The sequence below is a fragment of the Amycolatopsis sp. lyj-23 genome, assembly GCF_046549135.1.
GTDB lineage: Bacteria > Actinomycetota > Actinomycetes > Mycobacteriales > Pseudonocardiaceae > Amycolatopsis.
Genome location: NZ_JAJPWN010000007.1, coordinates 263760 through 281045, shown reverse-complemented (window position 1 = coordinate 281045; position 17286 = coordinate 263760). Strand labels below are relative to the sequence as shown.

Genomic DNA, 17286 nt, shown 5'->3' with positions numbered 1-17286 from the left:
GGGGGCCGGCGGGACACCTCCCCTCGGTCAGCCGATGGCGACGCTGAAGATGTGCATCGCCGCGGTGCCCATGTTCGCGCCGTCGCTGACGTCCGGCAGGGTCAGGTACCGGACGGTCTTCCCCGGCTGCAGCGGGATCGGGGCGTAGTACAGGCTGACCTGCTGCTGCAGCTGCCCGCTGCTGTTGTTGAGGTACGGCAGCGTGGTGAGGACGTCCCCGCCGGTGGCCGCGTTGGACCACCAGTCCGCGAAACTCACCGAGTGCGACTCGGTCGTCCCGTCGGTGTAGGTCACCGTCGCCGTGCCGCTCGGGCTGCCGTAGTCGCCCGCGCCGATGAGGCCGAGGGTGTGGCCGGACCCGGAGATCGCGATGGTCTGACCGCCGGCGGAGCTGCCCGCGACCACGTTGTCCGGGCTGCCCGGGCGGACGTCCGGCCAGGTGAACGTCAGCCCGTCGTGGGTGAACGTGGCGCCCGGGGTCAGGCTCGGCGTCGCCGCGGCCAGCGCCTGCGCGGAGTAGCTGGCGTTGCCGCCGTCGAAGTTGCCCGCACCCGGGGTGGCGTCGTCGCTGACGCCGACGTTGTCGTACGCCGCCGCGAACGACGGGTACGGCGGGTGCGGCAGCAGCACGGTGGTCGCGTCCACCGACGACCCGCGGCCGTTGGCCGACGTGAACGTGGCCTGCGCCGAGACGTCGAACTTGCCGGGTTCCGCCGACGCGGGCACGCCGATCTCCCACGTGGTGCTGACGGTCTGCCCGGGCTGCACGGTGGCGAACGTCGAAGGCGAAGTGGCCTTCACGGTCCAGCCGGCGGGCACGCTCAGCGTCATCGCCACGTCCCGCAGCGGCCGGGCACCGGCCGGGTTGGGCAGCGTGGTGGTGGCTTGGTACGTCGTGCCGGCCTGGACCTGCGCCGGGGCGGTGAGCGTGAACGGCTGCTCGACCACCACCGGCGTCGTGCCGGTGACGCCGTCGACCGTGACGCTGATCGTCGCGACGCCGGGCGCCACCATGGTCACCCGGCCGTCCCGGCCGACCTGGGCCACCCGCGGATCGCTGCTGCGGTAGCCGATCCGGGCCCGCGAGAGGTCGACGAAGGACTGGTCGTCGTGCACGGCTTCGACGACGTGGTCGGCGGGCACGTGCTGGGCCGCCTGGGCGGTGTCGTCGGCGATCCACGGGTTCTTGCCGGTGAGGTCCAGGCGCTGCCCCGGCGTGAACACGACCTGGCCGGGCTGCACGGTCACGTACTGCGTCTTCGGCTTGAGCGCCCCGGTGACGGCGACCGTCGCGGTGCCGGCGAGGTGGCCGGAGTCCGCGCCCACACCGAACCGGTAGGGGCCGGGGTACACCACTTCGCGGCGCTTGCCCTCGTCCCAGAACGCCAGCTCGGCGATCCGCACCGGGATGGCCAGGTGCTGGGTCCGGCCCGGAGCGAGCACGTCGGTCTTCTGGAAACCGGCCAGCCGCTGCCGCGGCAGTTCCACCCCCGGCACGCCGAACGCGGTGGCCGCGTACAGCTGGGCGACGGTGGCCCCGGGCGTGCGGCCGGTGTTGGTCACGTCGACGTGCACGGTGATCCGGCCGTTCGCGTCGACGGCCCGGGTGTCCGCGTGCACGTGGGAGTAGGTGAAGCCGGTGTAGGAAAGGCCGTAGCCGAACGGGTACGCCGGCGTGCCGGTGAAGTACTGGTAGGTGCGGCCGAGCCCGGCGGTCTGCGACGGCGTCAGCCCGTAGTTCTTGATGGCGGGCAGCTGCGAGTCGTCGGCGTACCAGGTGAAGTTCAGGTGCCCGCTCGGGTTCTGCTTGCCGAAGAGCACCTCGGCCAGCGCGGTGCCCTGGCTTTCGCCGTTGTACGAGCTGAACACGATGCCCGGGATCCCCGCGGCGTGGCCGAGGGAAACGGCGCCGCCCGCCTGCACGGCGAGCGCGGTCCGCGGGTTGCCCGCCGCCTTGACCTGGTCGATCAGCGAGTCGTAGTTGCCCGGCATGGCGATGCTCGTGCGGTCGCGGCCCTCGGTGGCCACGTTCCCGTCGGTCCCGGCGACCACGACGACCAGGTCGGCCGTCTTCATCGCGGCCAGTGTCCCGGCCGAGCAGCTCGCGGCCGTGGTCGTGCCGGTGGAGGTCCCGCACGCGTCGAACGTGACCGTGGCGTCCGGGCGGGCGGCCTTGACCGCGGACGTGATGCCCTGCACCGCGCTCACCTGCAGCGCCGGTTCGCCGGAGTAGCCGCCGAGGGTGACCTTGCCGGCGAGATCGCCGACGACGACCACGCTGCCGAGCTTCGCCGGGTCGGCGGGCAGCAGCGGCGCACCGGTGCCGGCGACCGGGTCGTTCTTCAGCAGCACCAGCGAGTTCGCGGCGACCTTCTCGGCCAGCGCCTGGTGCTCGGCGCTCTGGATCGTGTCCTTGGTGATCTTCGTGTACGCCACGCGGTCCGGCGGGTCGAACTCGCCGGTCTGCATCCGGGTGGTGAACACGTGCACCAGCGCGGTGTCGAGGACGCCTTCGGACAGCACGCCGGCCTTGATGGCCTCCTGGATGTTGGCCACGGTGGCTTCCGAGCCGGTGCAGTTGAGCTGGGTGCCCGCGCGCAGCGCGTACGCCTGGCCACCGGCGGCGCCGGAAACCTGCTGCCCGGTCGCGGTGTTCGTCCACTGCGTCGCCGCGCCGGCGGTCGACGTGGTCCAGCCCGGTGGCGCCCAGTTGTGGCTGCCCGGTGCGTAGACGTCGCCGACCGCGCCGCAGTCGGAGGTGGTGTAGCCGTCGAAGCCGTAGGTGCGCTGGGCGATGGCGTTCGCCGTGTACGTGTCGGCGGGCGAGGGCGTGCCGTTGATGGCGTTGTACGACGTCATCAGGCCGGACACGTGCGCGTCCTGGATCAGGTGCCGGAACTGCCGCGTGTAGTAGTCGCGGATGTTGGCTTCGGTCGTGTCCGAGGAATCCGCGTGCCGGTCGTTCTCGACGTTGTTGAGCGCGTAGTGCTTCGCGGTCGCCGCGACCTTCAGGTACGGCGTCTGCGGGCGGCCCGCGGCGGTCTGGCCCTGGTAGCCGTTGACGAACGCGCCGGCCATCTTCGCGACCAGGTACGGGTCTTCGCCGAAACCTTCGTCGGTGCGGCCCCAGCGCGGATCGCGGTCGAGGTTCACCGTCGGCGCCCAGTAGGTCAGCGAGCCGTAGGCGTTCTTGTCCGGGCCGATGTTGTTCTGCGCGACGCCCCACAGCGACTTGTCCAGCATGCCCCGGGCTTCGTCGGAGATCGCGGTGGTCTCCTGCTGGATCAGCGCCGGGTCCCAGGACATCGTGCTCGCGAGGTTCGTCGGGAAGCTCGTGGCGTGCACGCCGCCGCTCGCCGTGCCGTGGTCGGTGTTCGCGCCGAGCGTGTTGAGGCCGTGCTGGCCCTCGCTCCAGTACGTGTACTGCTGCACGCCGAGCCGCGGGATGGCCGGCGCGCTGTTGGTGCGCAGCTGCAGCACCTTCTCGGGCAGCGTCATCCGCGCGACGAGGTCGGCGGCCCGTTCGGCGAAGCTGTAGTGGGTGTCGCGGTAGACCGGCACGTCGGCCGCTGGGGCCGGGGCCGCCGAAGCGGCCGGGACGAGCGTGGCCGCGGTCATCGTCACGGCGAGCAGGGGTGCGGCAGTCAGCCGTACCCGTCGCCGGCCGGGGAAGCGCAAGGACATCGGATCTCCGTCGCAGAAGTCTGGACTGGGTGCTCCGGCCGTGCCAGGGCGACTGGCGCGCCGCCGGCCGAGGGGAACCGCCGGTTCGCGGGCTGGTCCGTCACCATCGTTGGCAAGGGATCCGGTTCTGGCAAGTGGTTCACCGCCGCCGCGGCGTCCCCGCTGGCCGGAGCGCGGCGGCGGCTGAAAGTTTCACGGGCGGAGGAGCAGGAGCGCGGCACCGCGGCCGGTGCGCTCGTCTTCGACGGGCACGTCCGCGACCACCAGGGACATGGCGACGGCGGACCACCATCGCTGCCACCGCCAAGACGTCCGGCGGCGGCGATGGTGGAGAGCGGGCCCTACGCCGGGGCGGCGAGCAGGAACGCGTCGATGATCGTTTGCTCCACCCGGCTGCTCGCCGGATCGGTCGCGGTCGCCTTCAGGGACACCGTCTTCGCCCCCGCCGGGTGCACCAGGAGCGCGCCCCGGTCCGTGAAGAGCACCGCGAACTTCCTGGACGCACAGGGGAAGCCGCCGCCGAACTTCTCCTACTCCTTCACCGATCTCGACCAGCGTCGCGACTTCGGCGGCGAGGCCACGACGGCCCGCGTGCCGAAGGGGCGGTTCTCCCTCCAAGCCACCACCTGGACCGCTCGACGTTTCGGCCAGGGCGGGGGGTGCGCCGGTCCGAAAGTCGACCGAAACTTTTTGCGTGGCGCTCCGGCGGCGTGCTCTGCTGCTGGGAACGGGGGAATTTCACCGAAGGAGACCACGGATGGCGGAAAGTTCGTCGGACCTGCGCCCCAGGCGCTGGTGGCGGTCGACGACCACTCGAGTACTGGCGGGCGTGGCGACCGTGGCCGCGACCGCAACCGTTCTGGTGGCGGCGCCCGGCGCGGACGCCGCGGCGAGCACGCTGGGTGCCGCGGCCGCGCAGTCGGGCCGGTACTTCGGCACCGCGATCGCCGCCGGACGGCTCGGCGACTCGGCCTACACCACCATCGCGGCACGCGAGTTCAACATGGTGACGCCCGAGAACGAGATGAAGCCGGACGCGACCGAGCCCAACCAGAACCAGTTCAACTTCTCGTCGGGCGACCAGGTCTACAACTGGGCGGTCAGCCACGGCGCGCGGGTCCGCGGGCACACACTCGCCTGGCACGCGCAGCAACCCGGCTGGATGCAGAGCATGAGCGGCAGCAACCTGCGCAACGCCATGATCAACCACATCCAGAAGGTGATGGCCCACTACCAGGGGAAGCTGGCCTACTGGGACGTCGTCAACGAAGCCTTCAACGAAGACGGCAGCCGCCGTCAGTCGAACCTGCAGAGCACCGGCAACGACTGGATCGAGGTCGCGTTCCGGACCGCGCGCGCGGCCGACCCGTCGGTCAAGCTGTGCTACAACGACTACAACATCGACAACTGGAGCTACGCCAAGACCCAGGGCGTCTACCGGATGGTCCAGGACTTCAAGTCCCGCGGCGTGCCCATCGACTGCGTGGGCCTGCAGGCCCACTTCACCGGCGGCAGCTCCGTGCCGGGCAACTTCCAGCAGACGATCTCCAGCTTCGCCGCGCTCGGCGTCGACGTCGCGCTGACCGAGGTCGACGTCACGAACGCGAACACCTCGCAGTACTCGGCGCTGACCCAGGCGTGCATGAACGTCGCGCGCTGCGTCGGCATCACCGTGTGGGGCGTGCGGGACAGCGATTCCTGGCGGTCCAGCGAAAGCCCGCTGCTGTTCGACGGCGGCGGCAACAAGAAGGCCGCGTACAACTCGGTGCTGAACGCCCTCAACGCCGGCGGCACGACCGCGACACCCACCACCACCCCGACGGGTCCGACGACCACCACCACGACTCCGACGGGACCCACGACCACGACCACCACCCCGGGCGGCGGCAGCTGCACCGCAACGCTTTCGGCCGGGCAGTCGTGGGGTGACCGGTACAACCTGAACGTCTCGGTCAGCGGCTCCTCCTCGTGGACGGTCACGATGAACGTGCCCAGCCCCGAGCGGATCAGCACCACCTGGAACATCAACGCCACCTGGCCGAGCAGCCAGGTGCTCGTCGCGACACCCAACGGCAGCGGCAACAACTGGGGTGTCACCATCATGACCAACGGGAACTGGACCTGGCCCAGCGTCAGCTGCAGCGCATCCTGATCGGTCCGCAGGGCGTGCAGGCCACCTCGGGAACCTCCGAGGTGGCCTTCACGGCGTTTCCCCGTGCACCATCAGGGCCAGGCGGCAGCACAGCTGGTGGCGGTCGTCCTCGAGGGACGCGCCGGTGAGCTGCTCCAGCTTGCGCAGCCGGTTGAGCACGGTGTTGCGGTGGCAGTACAGCAGTTCCCCGGCGCGGGTGGCGGACCGGTCCGCGCGGAACCAGGCCCGCAGCGTGTCCAGGAGCACCGCCCGTTCGTCGTCCTCGAGGTCGAGGACGCGGCCCAGCGTCCGGGCCGCCAGGCGCTGCGCCAGCCGCGGGCTGGCGGCGACGAGGGCCTCGGGCAGCCGGTCGTCGAGCACGGCCAGGCCCGGTACGCCGGGCGCCTGCGTGTGCAGCGCGAGTTCCGCGAGCCGGTGCGCGATGCCGATCTCGGCCAGTCCGTCGACCTCGCCGGACAGGCCCGCGCGGTGGTGCAGGTGGGGTGCCAGGACGCCGGCCAGCCGGTCGGCGGAGACCCCGCCCAGCTCGGCCAGCCACACCACCCGGTCCCGGTAGGGTGCCGCGACCACGCGCACGCCGAGCGCCGCCAGCTCGGGCCCGGGCGGCGCCACGTCTTCGGCCGCCGGATCGCCGGCCACCAGGACCACGACGTACCGGCCGTGCCCGGGCAGGCCGAGGTCGGCCTCGGCGTCGGCCGCCACCGCCGGGTCGGCGCCCCGGCCCTCGACGAGCACCCGGACCAGCCGCTCCCGGCGCCGGTTCGCCCGCGCCTGCAGCTGGATCTCCCGCGACCGGTACCCCTCGACCATCGCCGTCGAGACGCGGTCGGTCGCCTGCCACAGCACCATCACGCTGTCGACGAACTCGGCGAACTCGTCCGGTGACCGGCGGCGGGCGGCGGCCAGCAGCATCTCCCACAGCAGTTCCGTGCCCAGCCGGAACAGGTGCAGCACCGCCTCCAGGGGCACGCCCTGTTCGGCGCGGCGGCGGCCGGTGGTCAGCGGGGCCGAGAGCCAGTCGGCCCGCGTCTCGAACCCCTCGGTCATCAGGACCAGCGCGCTGCGGGCGTTGTCCATGAAGGACTGCCGCCTGTCCGCGGGTGCCACCCGGTCACCGCGGGCGTAGAACGCCTCCTCCTCGACCGCGCCCCGCTCGGTCAGCCGGTCGGCGAACGACGGCAGCTCGGTGAGGACGACGGTGGCCACCTCGCGGATGACCCTCCTGGACGCGTGCGGATGCCCGGGCATCCGCCGACCATAGCCCGCCGGCGGTGGGCAGGTGCCGCGAAGTGGTTGTGCGCGGCGCACATCGGGGCCGGGAACGGCCCGGCCGGTCAGCCGTCGGTCAGCGCCCGTTGCCAGCCTCCTCGTCGTGGCCCGGCCGGCCCGGTTTTCCCGCACCCGCACCGTGAGAGGTGACCCCGTGAGCCCGTCCGACGACATCGAGCGCACCCTGGCCCAGCTGATCGCCAAGGTGTCCGGCACCGACCCCGTGGCGACGTTCGCCGGCCGCCCGCTGACCGGGCTGTCGCTGCGCGACGAACTGGACATCGACTCCCTCGCCATGGTCGAGCTGACCGACGAGATCGAGCTCAGCTACGGCCTGACGATCCCCGAGGACGGCCTGCACCGGCTGCGGACCTTCGGCGACGTCGTCGGCTACCTGCGCGCCGCGGCGTGAACGGTCCGCCCCGCAACGCCGTCGACGTCGTCGTCACCGGCGTCGGCGCGACCACCCCGCTGGGCGGTGACGTGCCCGCCACCTGGCGGGGGCTGCTCGACGGCCGCCCCGGAGCGTCCACACTGGACACCGAATGGACGCGGGCGCACGCCTTCCCGGTGCGCATCGCGGCGCGGCTGGCCGTCGAGCCCGGCGAAGAACTGGACCCCGTCGAGCTCAAGCGCATGGACCGCGCCGAACAGCTGGCGGTGCTCGCGTCCCGGCAGGCCTGCCGGGACGCGGGACTGGCCGAAGACACCGTGGACCCCGTGCGCTGCGGGGTGGTGATCGGCACCGGCATCGGCGGCGCGACGACGCTGGTGACGCAGCACGACGCCCTGCGGGAGCGCGGGCTGCGGGCGGTGTCGCCGCAGCTGATCCCGATGATCATGCCCAACGGGCCGGCCGCGCTGGTCGGGCTGGCGCTGAAGGCACGGGCCGGGGTGCACGCCCCGATGTCGGCCTGCGCGTCCGGCGCCGAGGCGATCGCCTGGGCGTGGCGGATGATCGTGGCGGGGGAGGCCGACGTCGTGGTCGCGGGCGGCACGGACGCCTGCATCACACCCGCCATCATGGCCGGGTTCACCCGGGCGCGGTCGATGAGCACCCGCAACGACACCCCGGAGACGGCCTCCCGCCCGTTCGACGCGGACCGCGACGGGTTCGTGCTGGGCGAGGGCGCCGGCATCGTCGTGCTGGAACGCGCGGACTTCGCCGCGGCGCGCGGCGCGAAGGCGTACGCCAGGCTGGCGGGCGCGGGCATGAGCAACGACGCCCACCACATCACCGCCCCGGACCCGGACGGCGCCGGGCAGTGCGCCGCCATCACCGCCGCGTTGCACCGCGCGGGCCTCGCGGCCGCCGACGTCGGCCACGTGAACGCGCACGCGACGTCGACCCCGCTGGGCGACCTGACCGAAAGCGCCACGATCCGGCGCGTCCTCGGCGACGGCCCGGTGGTCACCGCCCCGAAGGGCGCATTGGGCCACCTGCTCGGCGGATCCGGCGCGGTCGAAGCGATCGCGACCGTGCTGTCACTCCGCGAGGGCGTGGTCCCGCCGACGGCCAACCTCGAGACGCTCGACGACCGCATCGGCCTCGACGTCGTGGCCGGCGAGCCGCGGCGGGTCACGCTGACCGCGGCGATCAGCAATTCGTTCGGCTTCGGCGGCCACAACGTGACGCTGGCGTTCGCCGGTGTCTAGAAAGGACGGTCCCATGCACGTGGCGATCGGCGGCGTGTCCGCCCACCTGCCCCCGGCCCTGGTCGGCGACCGGGAGATCGAGCAGCGCATCGCGCGCGAAAGCCCCGGCTTCACGCCGCGGCCGGGGGCCATCGGGAAACTCAGCGGGATCCGGACGCGGCACCGGGCCGCCGACGGCGAGCTCGCCTCCGACCTCGCCGTGGCCGCGGCCGGGAAACTGCTGTCCGACGCCGGGCTGGGGGCGGCCGAGGTGGACCTGCTCGTGTTCGCCTCCGCCGCCCAGGACCTCGTCGAGCCGGCCACCGCGCACGTCGTGGCGGCCAAGCTCGGTGCGTCCTGCCCGGTGTTCGACGTCAAGAACGCCTGCAACAGCTTCCTCAACGGCGTGCAGGTGGCCGAGGCGCTCATCCTGGCCGGGCAGTACCGGCGCGTGCTGGTCTGCGCCGGTGAAACCGGCTCCCGGGTGGTCCGGTGGGCGGTCGAGGACCGCGCGCAGTTCGTCGACTCCCTCGCCGGGTACACCCTCTCCGACGCCGGGGCCGCGATGCTGCTGGAGGCATCCTCCGCGCCGGGCATCTTCCACCGCGAGTTCTCGGCGGACTCCTCCCGCTGGAACGTCAGCTCGATCCCGGGCCACGGCGGGGCGAACTCCCGCGACCCGCGCACCGACGGGTACATCCGGGGCGACGGCCGCGCGCTGATGGAATCCGTCGTGCGCGGCATCCGGCCGCAGCTGGACGCCGCGCTCGCCCGGACCGGCCTGAGCCGGGACGACTTCGCGCTCTTCTGCGTGCACCAGGTCGGCGTCCCGCACTTGCGCGTGTTCCTCGACTGCAGCGGGGTGCCCGAGGACAAGCTCGTCGTGACGGTCGCCGACCACGGCAACGTCGCCTCCTGCAGCCTGCCGCTGCAGCTGAGCCTCGCGCTGGAGTCGGGCCGGTGCGGGCCCGGTGACAAGGTCGCGTTCATCGGGCTGGCCGGCGGCGTCAGCGTCGGCACCGTGTTCGCGGAGCTGCCGTCGTGACCGGCCGCCTGTGGGTCGTCATCCCCGCCTACAACGAGGAGAAGTGGATCGAGGGGCCGCTGCGCTCGCTCGCCGCCCAGCGCCACCGCGACTTCACCGTGCTGGTGGTGGACAACGCGAGCACGGACGCCACGGGCGACATCGTCCGCGCGTTCGCCGCCGCACACCCGAAGATGGACGTGCGGGTGATCAGTGAGCCGCAGAAGGGGACCGGAGCCGCCTGCGACACCGGGATGCGCCACGCCATCGCGAACGGCGCCACCCACCTGGCCCGGACCGACGCGGACTGCCTGGTCGCTCCACAGTGGACGGAAGCGGTCGTGCGCGGCTTCGCGGCCGGGCTGGAGCTGATCGGGGGCCGGTTCAAGGCGCGCACCGACGACTTCGCCGTACCGCGGACCGAGCGGGCCGTGCTGGCGTTCCTGGTGGCGTTCGGCGGGTACACCGCGCGGTTCCGCCGCACCAACCGCGGGCCGGACTACCTCGGGCCGTACCTGCTGTGCGCGGGCGGGAACACGGCCATCACGGCGAGCCTGTACGAGCGGTGCGGCGGCTACCCGCGCTCGTGCATCGAGGAGGACCACGAGGACCGCACGCTGGTCAACCGCGTCCGGTGCGTCACCCGGGCCTACGGCAGGCGCCGCGACATGGTCGTGTACTGGTCGCAGCGGCGGACCAAGGCCTGGGGCATCCGCAACACCTTCGCCTGGTACACCCACCACGGCTACCGCGGCGAAACGGTGGACGTCCGATGAGGGCGGGCGGGCACGAACTGCGGCTGCAGCTGGCGGCGCACCCGCTCGGGTACCCGGTCGTCCGGGTGCTCGGCCGGCTGGGCCCCGCGGTGCGGGTGCCCGGGCTCGGGGTCGTCGTCAACGACGCCTCGATGGCCAGGGAAGTCCTCACCGACACCGGCACCTTCCGCAGCGGCGGCGGGACCGAGGCGGACCTGTGGACGCCGGTCTTCGGCCCGTCGATGCTGGTCAACATGGACGGGCCCGCGCACCGGGCGATGCGGCGCAAGCTCGCCGACTTCTTCACGCCGTCCTACGTCCGCCGGCTGATCGACACGGCGTGCACCGAACCGCTGGCCCGCACGGCCGAGGCGCTGCGCAGCGGCCGTTCCGTGGACGTCGTGCGGACGACGAAGGTCGTCGCGGGGGCGGTGACGAGCGCGCTGGTCGGGTTCGCCGTGACCGGGTCCACGGCGGAGCGGGAGGCGGCGTACCTGCGGATGGCCGGCCAGGCCACGGCGATCATCGGGCTGGTCAAGCTGGGCAAGCTCAGCCTGACGGCCCAGCAGGTCGCCCGGGCCCGCGCGATCGTCGCGGAAATCGGCGTCACGACGTCGATGGCCTGGGAGGAGGGCGACGAGACCACCGCCGTCGGCCGGATGCGCCGGTTCGGGCTCTCCGAAGCCGAGGCCCGGGGGCTCGCGTCGGCGTTCCTGATCGCGGGCACCGAGACGATCACCAGCCTGCTGCCCCGGATGATCGCGCTGCTGCACGACCACGGCGAACTGGCCGGCGTGGCCGCGGCGTACCGCGACGGCGATCCGGGACCGGTCGAGGCCGCGATCGACGAGACCGCCCGCCTGATCACCCCGACCCCGATCATCCTGCGCAACGCCGTCCGGCCCGGGCGGATCGGCGGGGTCGCCGTCCGGGCCGGCGACCGGATCGTCCTGTCGACCCTCAACTGCGCCCGGGCGCCCGGCGGGTTCGACCTCGCCCGCGCGCACCCGCCGGAGCTGCGGCGTCTGTGGTTCGGCGCCGGCCCGCACTTCTGCCTCGGCTACCCGCTGGCCATGGCCGAGATCCACGCCGTCCTCGGCGCCCTGTCCGGCGCGGGAGCGCTGCGGATCACCGCCCGCCGAGCCGCACCCGGCGTGCTGTTCCCCGCTTACCGGCGTCTGGAGGTCAGCTGCGCGTGAACGATTTCGTGACCCGCTTCCTGGACACGGCGGGCGAGCGGCCTGCCGAGGTGGCTGTGATCGACCCGGACGGCCGGACGACGAGCTTCGGTGAGCTGCGCCGTCTGGTCGTCGAGGTCGGTGCCGGGCTGCGAGCCGAGGGGCTCGAGTCCGGTGTGCTGTTCCCCGCTTACCGGCGTCTGGAGGTCAGCTGCGCGTGAACGATTTCGTGACCCGCTTCCTGGACACGGCGGGCGAGCGGCCCTCCGAGGTGGCTGTGATCGACCCGGACGGCCGGACGACGACTTTCGGTGAGCTGCGCCGTCTGGTCGTCGAGGTCGGTGCCGGGCTGCGAGCCGAGGGGCTCCAGCCCGGTGACGGCGTGCTGTTCGCCGTCCGGAATTCGGCCACGGCGATCGGCCTGTTCCTGGGCGCGCTGCAGGCGGGTGCGGTGCTCGTTTCGGCGGACACGGCCGTCGGCCCGGCGCTGGTGTCCGCGCGGCTGCGGGCCTGCCGCCCGCGTTGGCTGATCGCGGAGTCGGTGTTCTACACGACGAGCGTGGTCGGGGCCGCCCGCTCCTTCTGCCGCCGCCGGGGCTGGCCGGTGCCGGACCTGCGGCAGCCGATCGGCGACCCCGGCATCCGGCACGTCCACATCGGACGCCGGTTGCCCGGGGTACCGCGCTCGGCGCTGTCGCTGAAGCACCTCTACGGTCGTCCGCCGGCCGCCGCTGCCGAACGGGACCCGGACGCGCCCGCGTTGATCGTCTTCACCTCCGGCACGACGGAGGAGCCGAAGGGGGTCGTGCACTCGCTGCGGTCGCTCACCGCGGCGGTCACGATGCTGGGGGAGCACCTGCCCTTCGCGCCCGGGGACGTGATGCACGCCGACGGCATCATGGCCGGCCTGCCCGCGCTGCTCGGCGGGGCGACGCTGTCCCTGCCGAAGCCGTCCGCGCCGCCCGAGCGGTTCGCGAAGGACCTCGCGGACCGGCGGGTGACGCACGCCTACGGGGTGCCGGTGCACCTGGCCGAGGTCTTCGGCGTCCTCCCGCGGTGGCCCCCGCACGTCCGCCACCTCGTGATGGGATCCGCGCCCGCGGCCCCGGCCGTGCTCCGGCAGGCGCTGGCCGCGGTCCCCGGCGGCCAGGTGCTCTCGATCTACGCGATGACCGAGGCGATCCCGCTCGCGGTCGCCCGCGCGGAGGACAAGCTCGCGCACGTCGAGCGCGGCCTCCCGGGCGATCTGCTCGGGACGCCGTCCCGCGGGGTGACCGCCCGCACCGCCGCCGACGGCGAACTGCTGGTGTCCGCACCCAACACGTGCCTGGGCTACCTCGGCGCGCCACCGCTGACCGAGCTGGCCACCGGCGATCTGGCCCGGCTGGACGACGACGGCCGGATCGTCATGACCGGCCGCAAGAAGGACATGCTGATCCGGGGTTCGTACAACATCTACCCCGGGCTGTACGAGCCGTCGATCGCGCTGCTGGAAGGCGTCCGGGAGGCGGCGATGGTTGGGACGCCGGATCCGGTGACCGAGGACGAGAGCGTCGTACTGGCGGTCGTGGCCGATCCGGCGGCCGATCCGGTCCGGCTCGTCCGGCGGCTGCGCCGTCAGCTGCCGGACCTGATCGACGCCGAAGCCGTGCCCGACCGGATCGTCGTGGTGCCGGAACTGCCGCGCTCGGGCCGGTCCCGCAAGCTCGACCGGGCCCGCCTGCGCGAGCTGATGACCGCGAGCCGGCCGTGAGGCTGGCGGTGACCGGCGCGACCGGGTTCGTCGGCGGCGCGGTCTGCCGGGCCGCGGTGGCCGAGGGCTGGCAGGTGACGGCGTTCGGCAGGCGGCCCGAAGCGGACGCCCGGCACGTCGGCGGGGCCGCGTACCGGTCGTGGGACATCGGAGCGGGCCGGCTGGCCGACCCGCCCGGCGTCGACGCGGTGGTGCACTGCGCGGCGTCGGCGACCGACACGGGCGTGGCCCGGGAGGTGTGGCGGACGAACCTGCTCGGCACCCACCACGTGCTCGTGTCGTTCCCGGCCTGCCGGCTCGTCCACGTCAGCAGCGCCAGCGTGTACGACCCGCGCCGGCCGACCGTCCGCGCGAAGGAGCACGAAGCGCCGGTGGACCGGTACTTCAACGCCTACGCGGCCGCGAAGGCGGCGGCCGAGCAGCTCGTGCTGTCCGTCGCCCGCGACCCGGTCGTCCTGCGGCCCCACGCGGTGTACGGCGCCGGGGACACGACACTCCTGCCGAGACTGCTGGAGAACGTGCGGTGCGGCCGGTTGCTGGTCCCCGGCACCGGCCGCGTGCTGGTCAGCATGACCGAAGTGGACAGTCTCGCCCGCGCCTGCCTGCTCGCGGCGGCGGCCGCGAAGGCGTGGCCGAGTGTGTATAACGTCGCAGACAGCGCCCCGGTGACGATCGACTGGGCGGTGCGCGGCCTGCTGGCCTCGGCCGGCGTGCGAGCGCGGCCGGTCTACCTGCCGGCCTGGCTGCTGACGCCACCGGCCCGCCTGTTCCCGGGTGGACGCCTGAACCGGTACGTGATCAGCCAGTTCGCGGTGGAACGCACCTTGGACATCACCGCGGCGATCGACCGGCTCGGCTACGAGCCGGTGCCGACGAAGTTCCCGGCGAAGTTCCCGGCGGCGTGAGGGTGGCGGGTGCGGTGCTGGGGTTCCCCCGCACCCGCCACGGGTTCGGGGTCCCGGCGAATCCGGCTGCGGTCGGTGCGGGCCCCCCGAGCCGACGACAGTAACGTCCGGGCCCGACCGGAGGCGGGCTCGGCCGGGGCCGCGGGACGGTGCCCTGAACTGGGGTTTCCGCTGGGGTCGGCGGAAGGGCACCGGCAATTCTGCCGGTGCGGGCCGCTCGGGTCACGCGACGGCGAGGTCCTCCGGCGGGGCCCACAGCGGTACCCCGTCCCCGCGCTCGGGGTGCAGCCAGTGCAGCCGCGCGGCGACGTCGTGGGCCACGTCCAGGAACGCCCGGACGCTCTCCGGCTGCTCGCCCTCCCGCCAGGCCAGCGACCACGGGTACACCGGCTGCAGCTCCTGCGGCCGGTACGCCGGGATCCCCAGCTCGGCGTACCGGCGGGCGTAGCTGTCGAACTCCAGCAGGTAGGCGCTGTCCGGCGCACGGGTCAGCGCCGCGTGGCACGTGTCGAACGTGCCCGGGTTGCCCAGCCAGTTCAAGGCCAGGCCCGTGTGCCGCTCCAGCGAGCTCAAGTAGCGGCCGTGCACGTTGTACAGCGCCGTGCCCGGGGCGTCGGCGAACACCTCGATCGGACGCTCGTGCAGCGACACCGACGACCGCCGGGCGTCGCCGGGGCGGCCGACCAGGCGAAACGGCTCCAGGCGCAGGAGCCGGTGCTGCCAGCCCGCCGGGTGCGCCGCCGTCAGCGCGCTCGTGACGCGGATGATCGCGACGTCGAGCTGGTCCTCGAGCAGCGCCGCGAGCTGGCGGGCGCTGTCCAGCTGGCTCTGGACCAGCCGGATGGCGGGGTGGGCGGCGTGGAACGCGTCCGCGACCACCCGGCTCGTGTCCAGCTCGAAGATGTGCGCCAGCCGCAGGTGGTGCGGGGCGGGCTCGCGCAGCATCTGGTCCGCGGTGGCCAGCAGCTGCCGGGCCAGGTGCAGGAACCGGTCGCCGCGCGGGGTCAGGGCCACGTGGCGGCTGTCGCGGACCAGCAGGGCGCCGCCGACGTCGGTCTCCAGCTTGCGGATCTGCTTGGACAGCGTCGGCTGGCTGATGAAGAGCTTGGCCGCCGCGCGGCCGAAGTGCAGTTCGTCGGCGACGGTGACGAAGTACCGCACCAGCCTGAGGTCGAGGTCCACGCCGACGATGCCACCACGGCTATCGATCCGGGCGCAACAGGTCTTGGACGCGGCCGGGCCGATCCGGTTGGCTTCGGGGACAACCGGGACGCACTGGAGGATCCGATGGCCGACACCCCCGTCGTGTTCATCCACGGGCTGTGGCTGCACGCCACCTCGTGGAACCCCTGGCTCGACCACTTCCGGGCGGCCGGCTACGCGCCCGTCGCGCCCGGCTGGCCGCACGAGCCGGAGACGGTCGAGCTGGCCCGGGCGAACCCGGACGCCGTCGCGGACATCGGCATCGACGACGCCACCGAGCACTTCGCCTCGATCATCGACGGCCTCGGCACGCCGCCGGTCGTCATCGGGCACTCCTTCGGCGGCCTGATCACCGAAAAGCTGCTGGGGCAGGGGATCGGGCGGGCCGGGGTCGCCATCGACCCCGCGCAGATCAAGGGCGTGCTGCCGCTGCCGCTGGCCCAGCTGCGCGCCGGCCTGCCCGCCCTGGGCAACCCGGCGAACCTGCACCGGTCGGTGTCGCTGACCGAAAAGGAGTTCCGGTTCGGCTTCGGCAACGCGCTGAGCGACGAGGAATCGGCGGAGCTGTTCCGGCGGTGGACGATCCCGTCCCCGGCGCGGCCGCTGTTCCAGGCCGCGGCCGCGAACTTCGTGCTGCACTCCCAGGCGGCCGTGGACACCCACCGCGCGGACCGCGGCCCGCTCCTGCTGATCTCCGGGACGGCCGACCACACCGTCCCGGACGTCGTCACCCGCTCGACGTTCAAGCAGTACCGCGACTCCACCGCGGTCACCGAGCTGAAGCAGTTCGAAGGCCGCGGGCATTCGCTCACCATCGACAGCGGCTGGCGCGAGGTCGCCGACGCCGTGCTGGGCTGGCTGCGCGAGCAGGGGGTCTAGGCCGGTGGACCTCGGACTGGACGGCGCGGTCGCCGTCGTCACCGGAGCCAGCCGCGGCATCGGCCTGGCCGTCGCCGAAGCACTCGTCGCGGAAGGTGCGCACGTCGTGGCCGGCGCGCGCGTCCCGGGGCCCGACCTGGAGGCACTCGTCCAGGCGGGGCACGGGCACGCCCTCGCCGTCGACCTCGGCACCGCCGACGGCCCGGGCCGGCTCGCCGAGCTGGCACTGGCCGAGTACGGGCGCATCGACGTCCTGGTCAACAACGTCGGCGCGGTCACCCCGCGGCCCAACGGCTTCCTGCTGGTCACCGACGAGGAGTGGACGCGCTCGGTGACGCTGAACCTGCTGAGCGCGGTCCGGGCCACCCGGGCGGTGCTGCCGACGATGGTGACCGCGGGCCGCGGCAGCATCGTCACGGTGGCGTCGGTCAACGCGGTCCTGCCCGACCCCGGCGTCATCGACTACAGCGCGGCGAAGGCGGCGCTGGTCAACTTCACGAAGTCGGTGTCGAAGGAGTTCGGGCCCCGCGGCATCCGCGCCAACGCGATCAACCCGGGCCCGGTCGCGACGGACCTGTGGCTCGGCGCCGGCGGCGTGGCCGAGACGCTGGCCGCCACGACGGGCGCGGACCCGGATGCAGTCGCGGCGGAGGCGGCCGGCCACGCCGCCACCGGCCGCTTCACCCGGCCGGCCGAAGTGGCGAACCTGGCGGCCTTCCTGGCGAGCGACCGGGTGGCGGGCAACATCACCGGCGCCACCCTCGCGATCGACGGCGGCTACGCCACGGAAGTCCACTGAGCCGTTGCGCGCAACCGTTCGGGGGTGAACCGGGTGCCGGCGAGTGGCTC

At 73.3% G+C, this 17286-nt stretch carries 15 protein-coding genes; 11 read left to right on the top strand and 4 right to left on the bottom strand.

Going from position 1 to position 17286, the window contains the following annotated elements; all coding sequences use genetic code 11:
- Positions 1-27: 27 nt before the first annotated feature.
- On the bottom strand, positions 28-3684 hold the full coding sequence (locus ACLJPY_RS19460; protein ID WP_410590292.1) for a glycoside hydrolase family 3 C-terminal domain-containing protein: 3657 nt from the start codon (positions 3682-3684) through the stop codon (positions 28-30).
- A gap of 341 nt (positions 3685-4025) precedes the next feature.
- On the bottom strand, positions 4026-4169 hold the full coding sequence (locus tag ACLJPY_RS19455; protein WP_410590291.1) for a hypothetical protein: 144 nt from the start codon (positions 4167-4169) through the stop codon (positions 4026-4028).
- Positions 4170-4441: 272 nt separating this feature from the next.
- Between ACLJPY_RS19455 and ACLJPY_RS19450 the strand changes: the two genes are divergently transcribed.
- Entirely contained in the window at positions 4442-5836 is a 1395-nt protein-coding gene (locus ACLJPY_RS19450) for an endo-1,4-beta-xylanase (protein WP_410590290.1), read from the top strand.
- 48 nt (positions 5837-5884) lie between these two features.
- Here ACLJPY_RS19450 and ACLJPY_RS19445 read toward each other — a convergent pair whose 3' ends face one another.
- Positions 5885-7084: a PucR family transcriptional regulator gene (locus ACLJPY_RS19445; protein WP_410590288.1), complete on the bottom strand. Its 1200-nt coding sequence runs from the start codon at positions 7082-7084 to the stop codon at positions 5885-5887.
- A gap of 175 nt (positions 7085-7259) precedes the next feature.
- On the opposite strand from ACLJPY_RS19445, the gene ACLJPY_RS19440 reads away from it, so the two are divergent.
- Genes ACLJPY_RS19440 through ACLJPY_RS19405 form a run of 8 tightly spaced genes read left to right on the top strand, consistent with a single transcriptional unit; the run spans position 7260 to position 14355 of the window.
- Complete coding sequence (locus ACLJPY_RS19440; RefSeq protein WP_410590287.1) at positions 7260-7517, top strand: phosphopantetheine-binding protein; 258 nt, start codon at positions 7260-7262, stop codon at positions 7515-7517.
- Positions 7514-8761 carry a beta-ketoacyl-[acyl-carrier-protein] synthase family protein gene (locus tag ACLJPY_RS19435; protein WP_410590285.1) on the top strand — a complete coding sequence of 416 codons (1248 nt, stop codon included), beginning with the start codon at positions 7514-7516 and terminating at the stop codon, positions 8759-8761. The genes ACLJPY_RS19440 and ACLJPY_RS19435 overlap by 4 nt, the downstream gene beginning before the upstream one ends.
- 13 nt (positions 8762-8774) lie before the next feature.
- Positions 8775-9785, top strand: coding sequence for a 3-oxoacyl-ACP synthase III family protein (locus ACLJPY_RS19430; protein ID WP_410590284.1), 1011 nt, complete (start codon positions 8775-8777; stop codon positions 9783-9785).
- Positions 9782-10540 (top strand): glycosyltransferase family 2 protein, encoded by a 759-nt coding sequence (locus ACLJPY_RS19425; protein WP_410590283.1) that lies wholly within the window; start codon positions 9782-9784, stop codon positions 10538-10540. The genes ACLJPY_RS19430 and ACLJPY_RS19425 overlap by 4 nt, the downstream gene beginning before the upstream one ends.
- Positions 10537-11718, top strand: coding sequence for a cytochrome P450 (locus ACLJPY_RS19420; protein ID WP_410590282.1), 1182 nt, complete (start codon positions 10537-10539; stop codon positions 11716-11718). Before ACLJPY_RS19425 ends, ACLJPY_RS19420 begins: the two co-directional genes overlap by 4 nt.
- A complete protein-coding gene (locus tag ACLJPY_RS19415; protein WP_410590280.1) occupies positions 11715-11918 on the top strand; it encodes a hypothetical protein in 204 nt (67 codons plus the stop codon). Before ACLJPY_RS19420 ends, ACLJPY_RS19415 begins: the two co-directional genes overlap by 4 nt.
- Positions 11915-13450, top strand: a complete 1536-nt coding sequence (locus ACLJPY_RS19410; RefSeq protein ID WP_410590278.1) for a class I adenylate-forming enzyme family protein — start codon at positions 11915-11917, stop codon at positions 13448-13450. The genes ACLJPY_RS19415 and ACLJPY_RS19410 overlap by 4 nt, the downstream gene beginning before the upstream one ends.
- On the top strand, positions 13447-14355 hold the full coding sequence (locus ACLJPY_RS19405; RefSeq protein WP_410590276.1) for an NAD-dependent epimerase/dehydratase family protein: 909 nt from the start codon (positions 13447-13449) through the stop codon (positions 14353-14355). Before ACLJPY_RS19410 ends, ACLJPY_RS19405 begins: the two co-directional genes overlap by 4 nt.
- A 222-nt stretch (positions 14356-14577) precedes the next feature.
- Here the strand turns inward: ACLJPY_RS19405 and ACLJPY_RS19400 are convergent, their stop codons facing one another.
- A complete protein-coding gene (locus ACLJPY_RS19400; protein WP_410590275.1) occupies positions 14578-15537 on the bottom strand; it encodes a LysR family transcriptional regulator in 960 nt (319 codons plus the stop codon).
- 105 nt (positions 15538-15642) lie between these two features.
- Here ACLJPY_RS19400 and ACLJPY_RS19395 point away from each other — a divergent pair, with 105 nt between their 5' ends.
- Together ACLJPY_RS19395 and ACLJPY_RS19390 are read left to right on the top strand one after the other, a co-directional pair.
- Complete coding sequence (locus ACLJPY_RS19395; protein ID WP_410590273.1) at positions 15643-16437, top strand: alpha/beta hydrolase; 795 nt, start codon at positions 15643-15645, stop codon at positions 16435-16437.
- Positions 16438-16441: 4 nt separating this feature from the next.
- On the top strand, positions 16442-17236 hold the full coding sequence (locus ACLJPY_RS19390) for an SDR family NAD(P)-dependent oxidoreductase (RefSeq protein WP_410590271.1): 795 nt from the start codon (positions 16442-16444) through the stop codon (positions 17234-17236).
- The last annotated feature ends 50 nt before the right edge of the window (positions 17237-17286 follow it).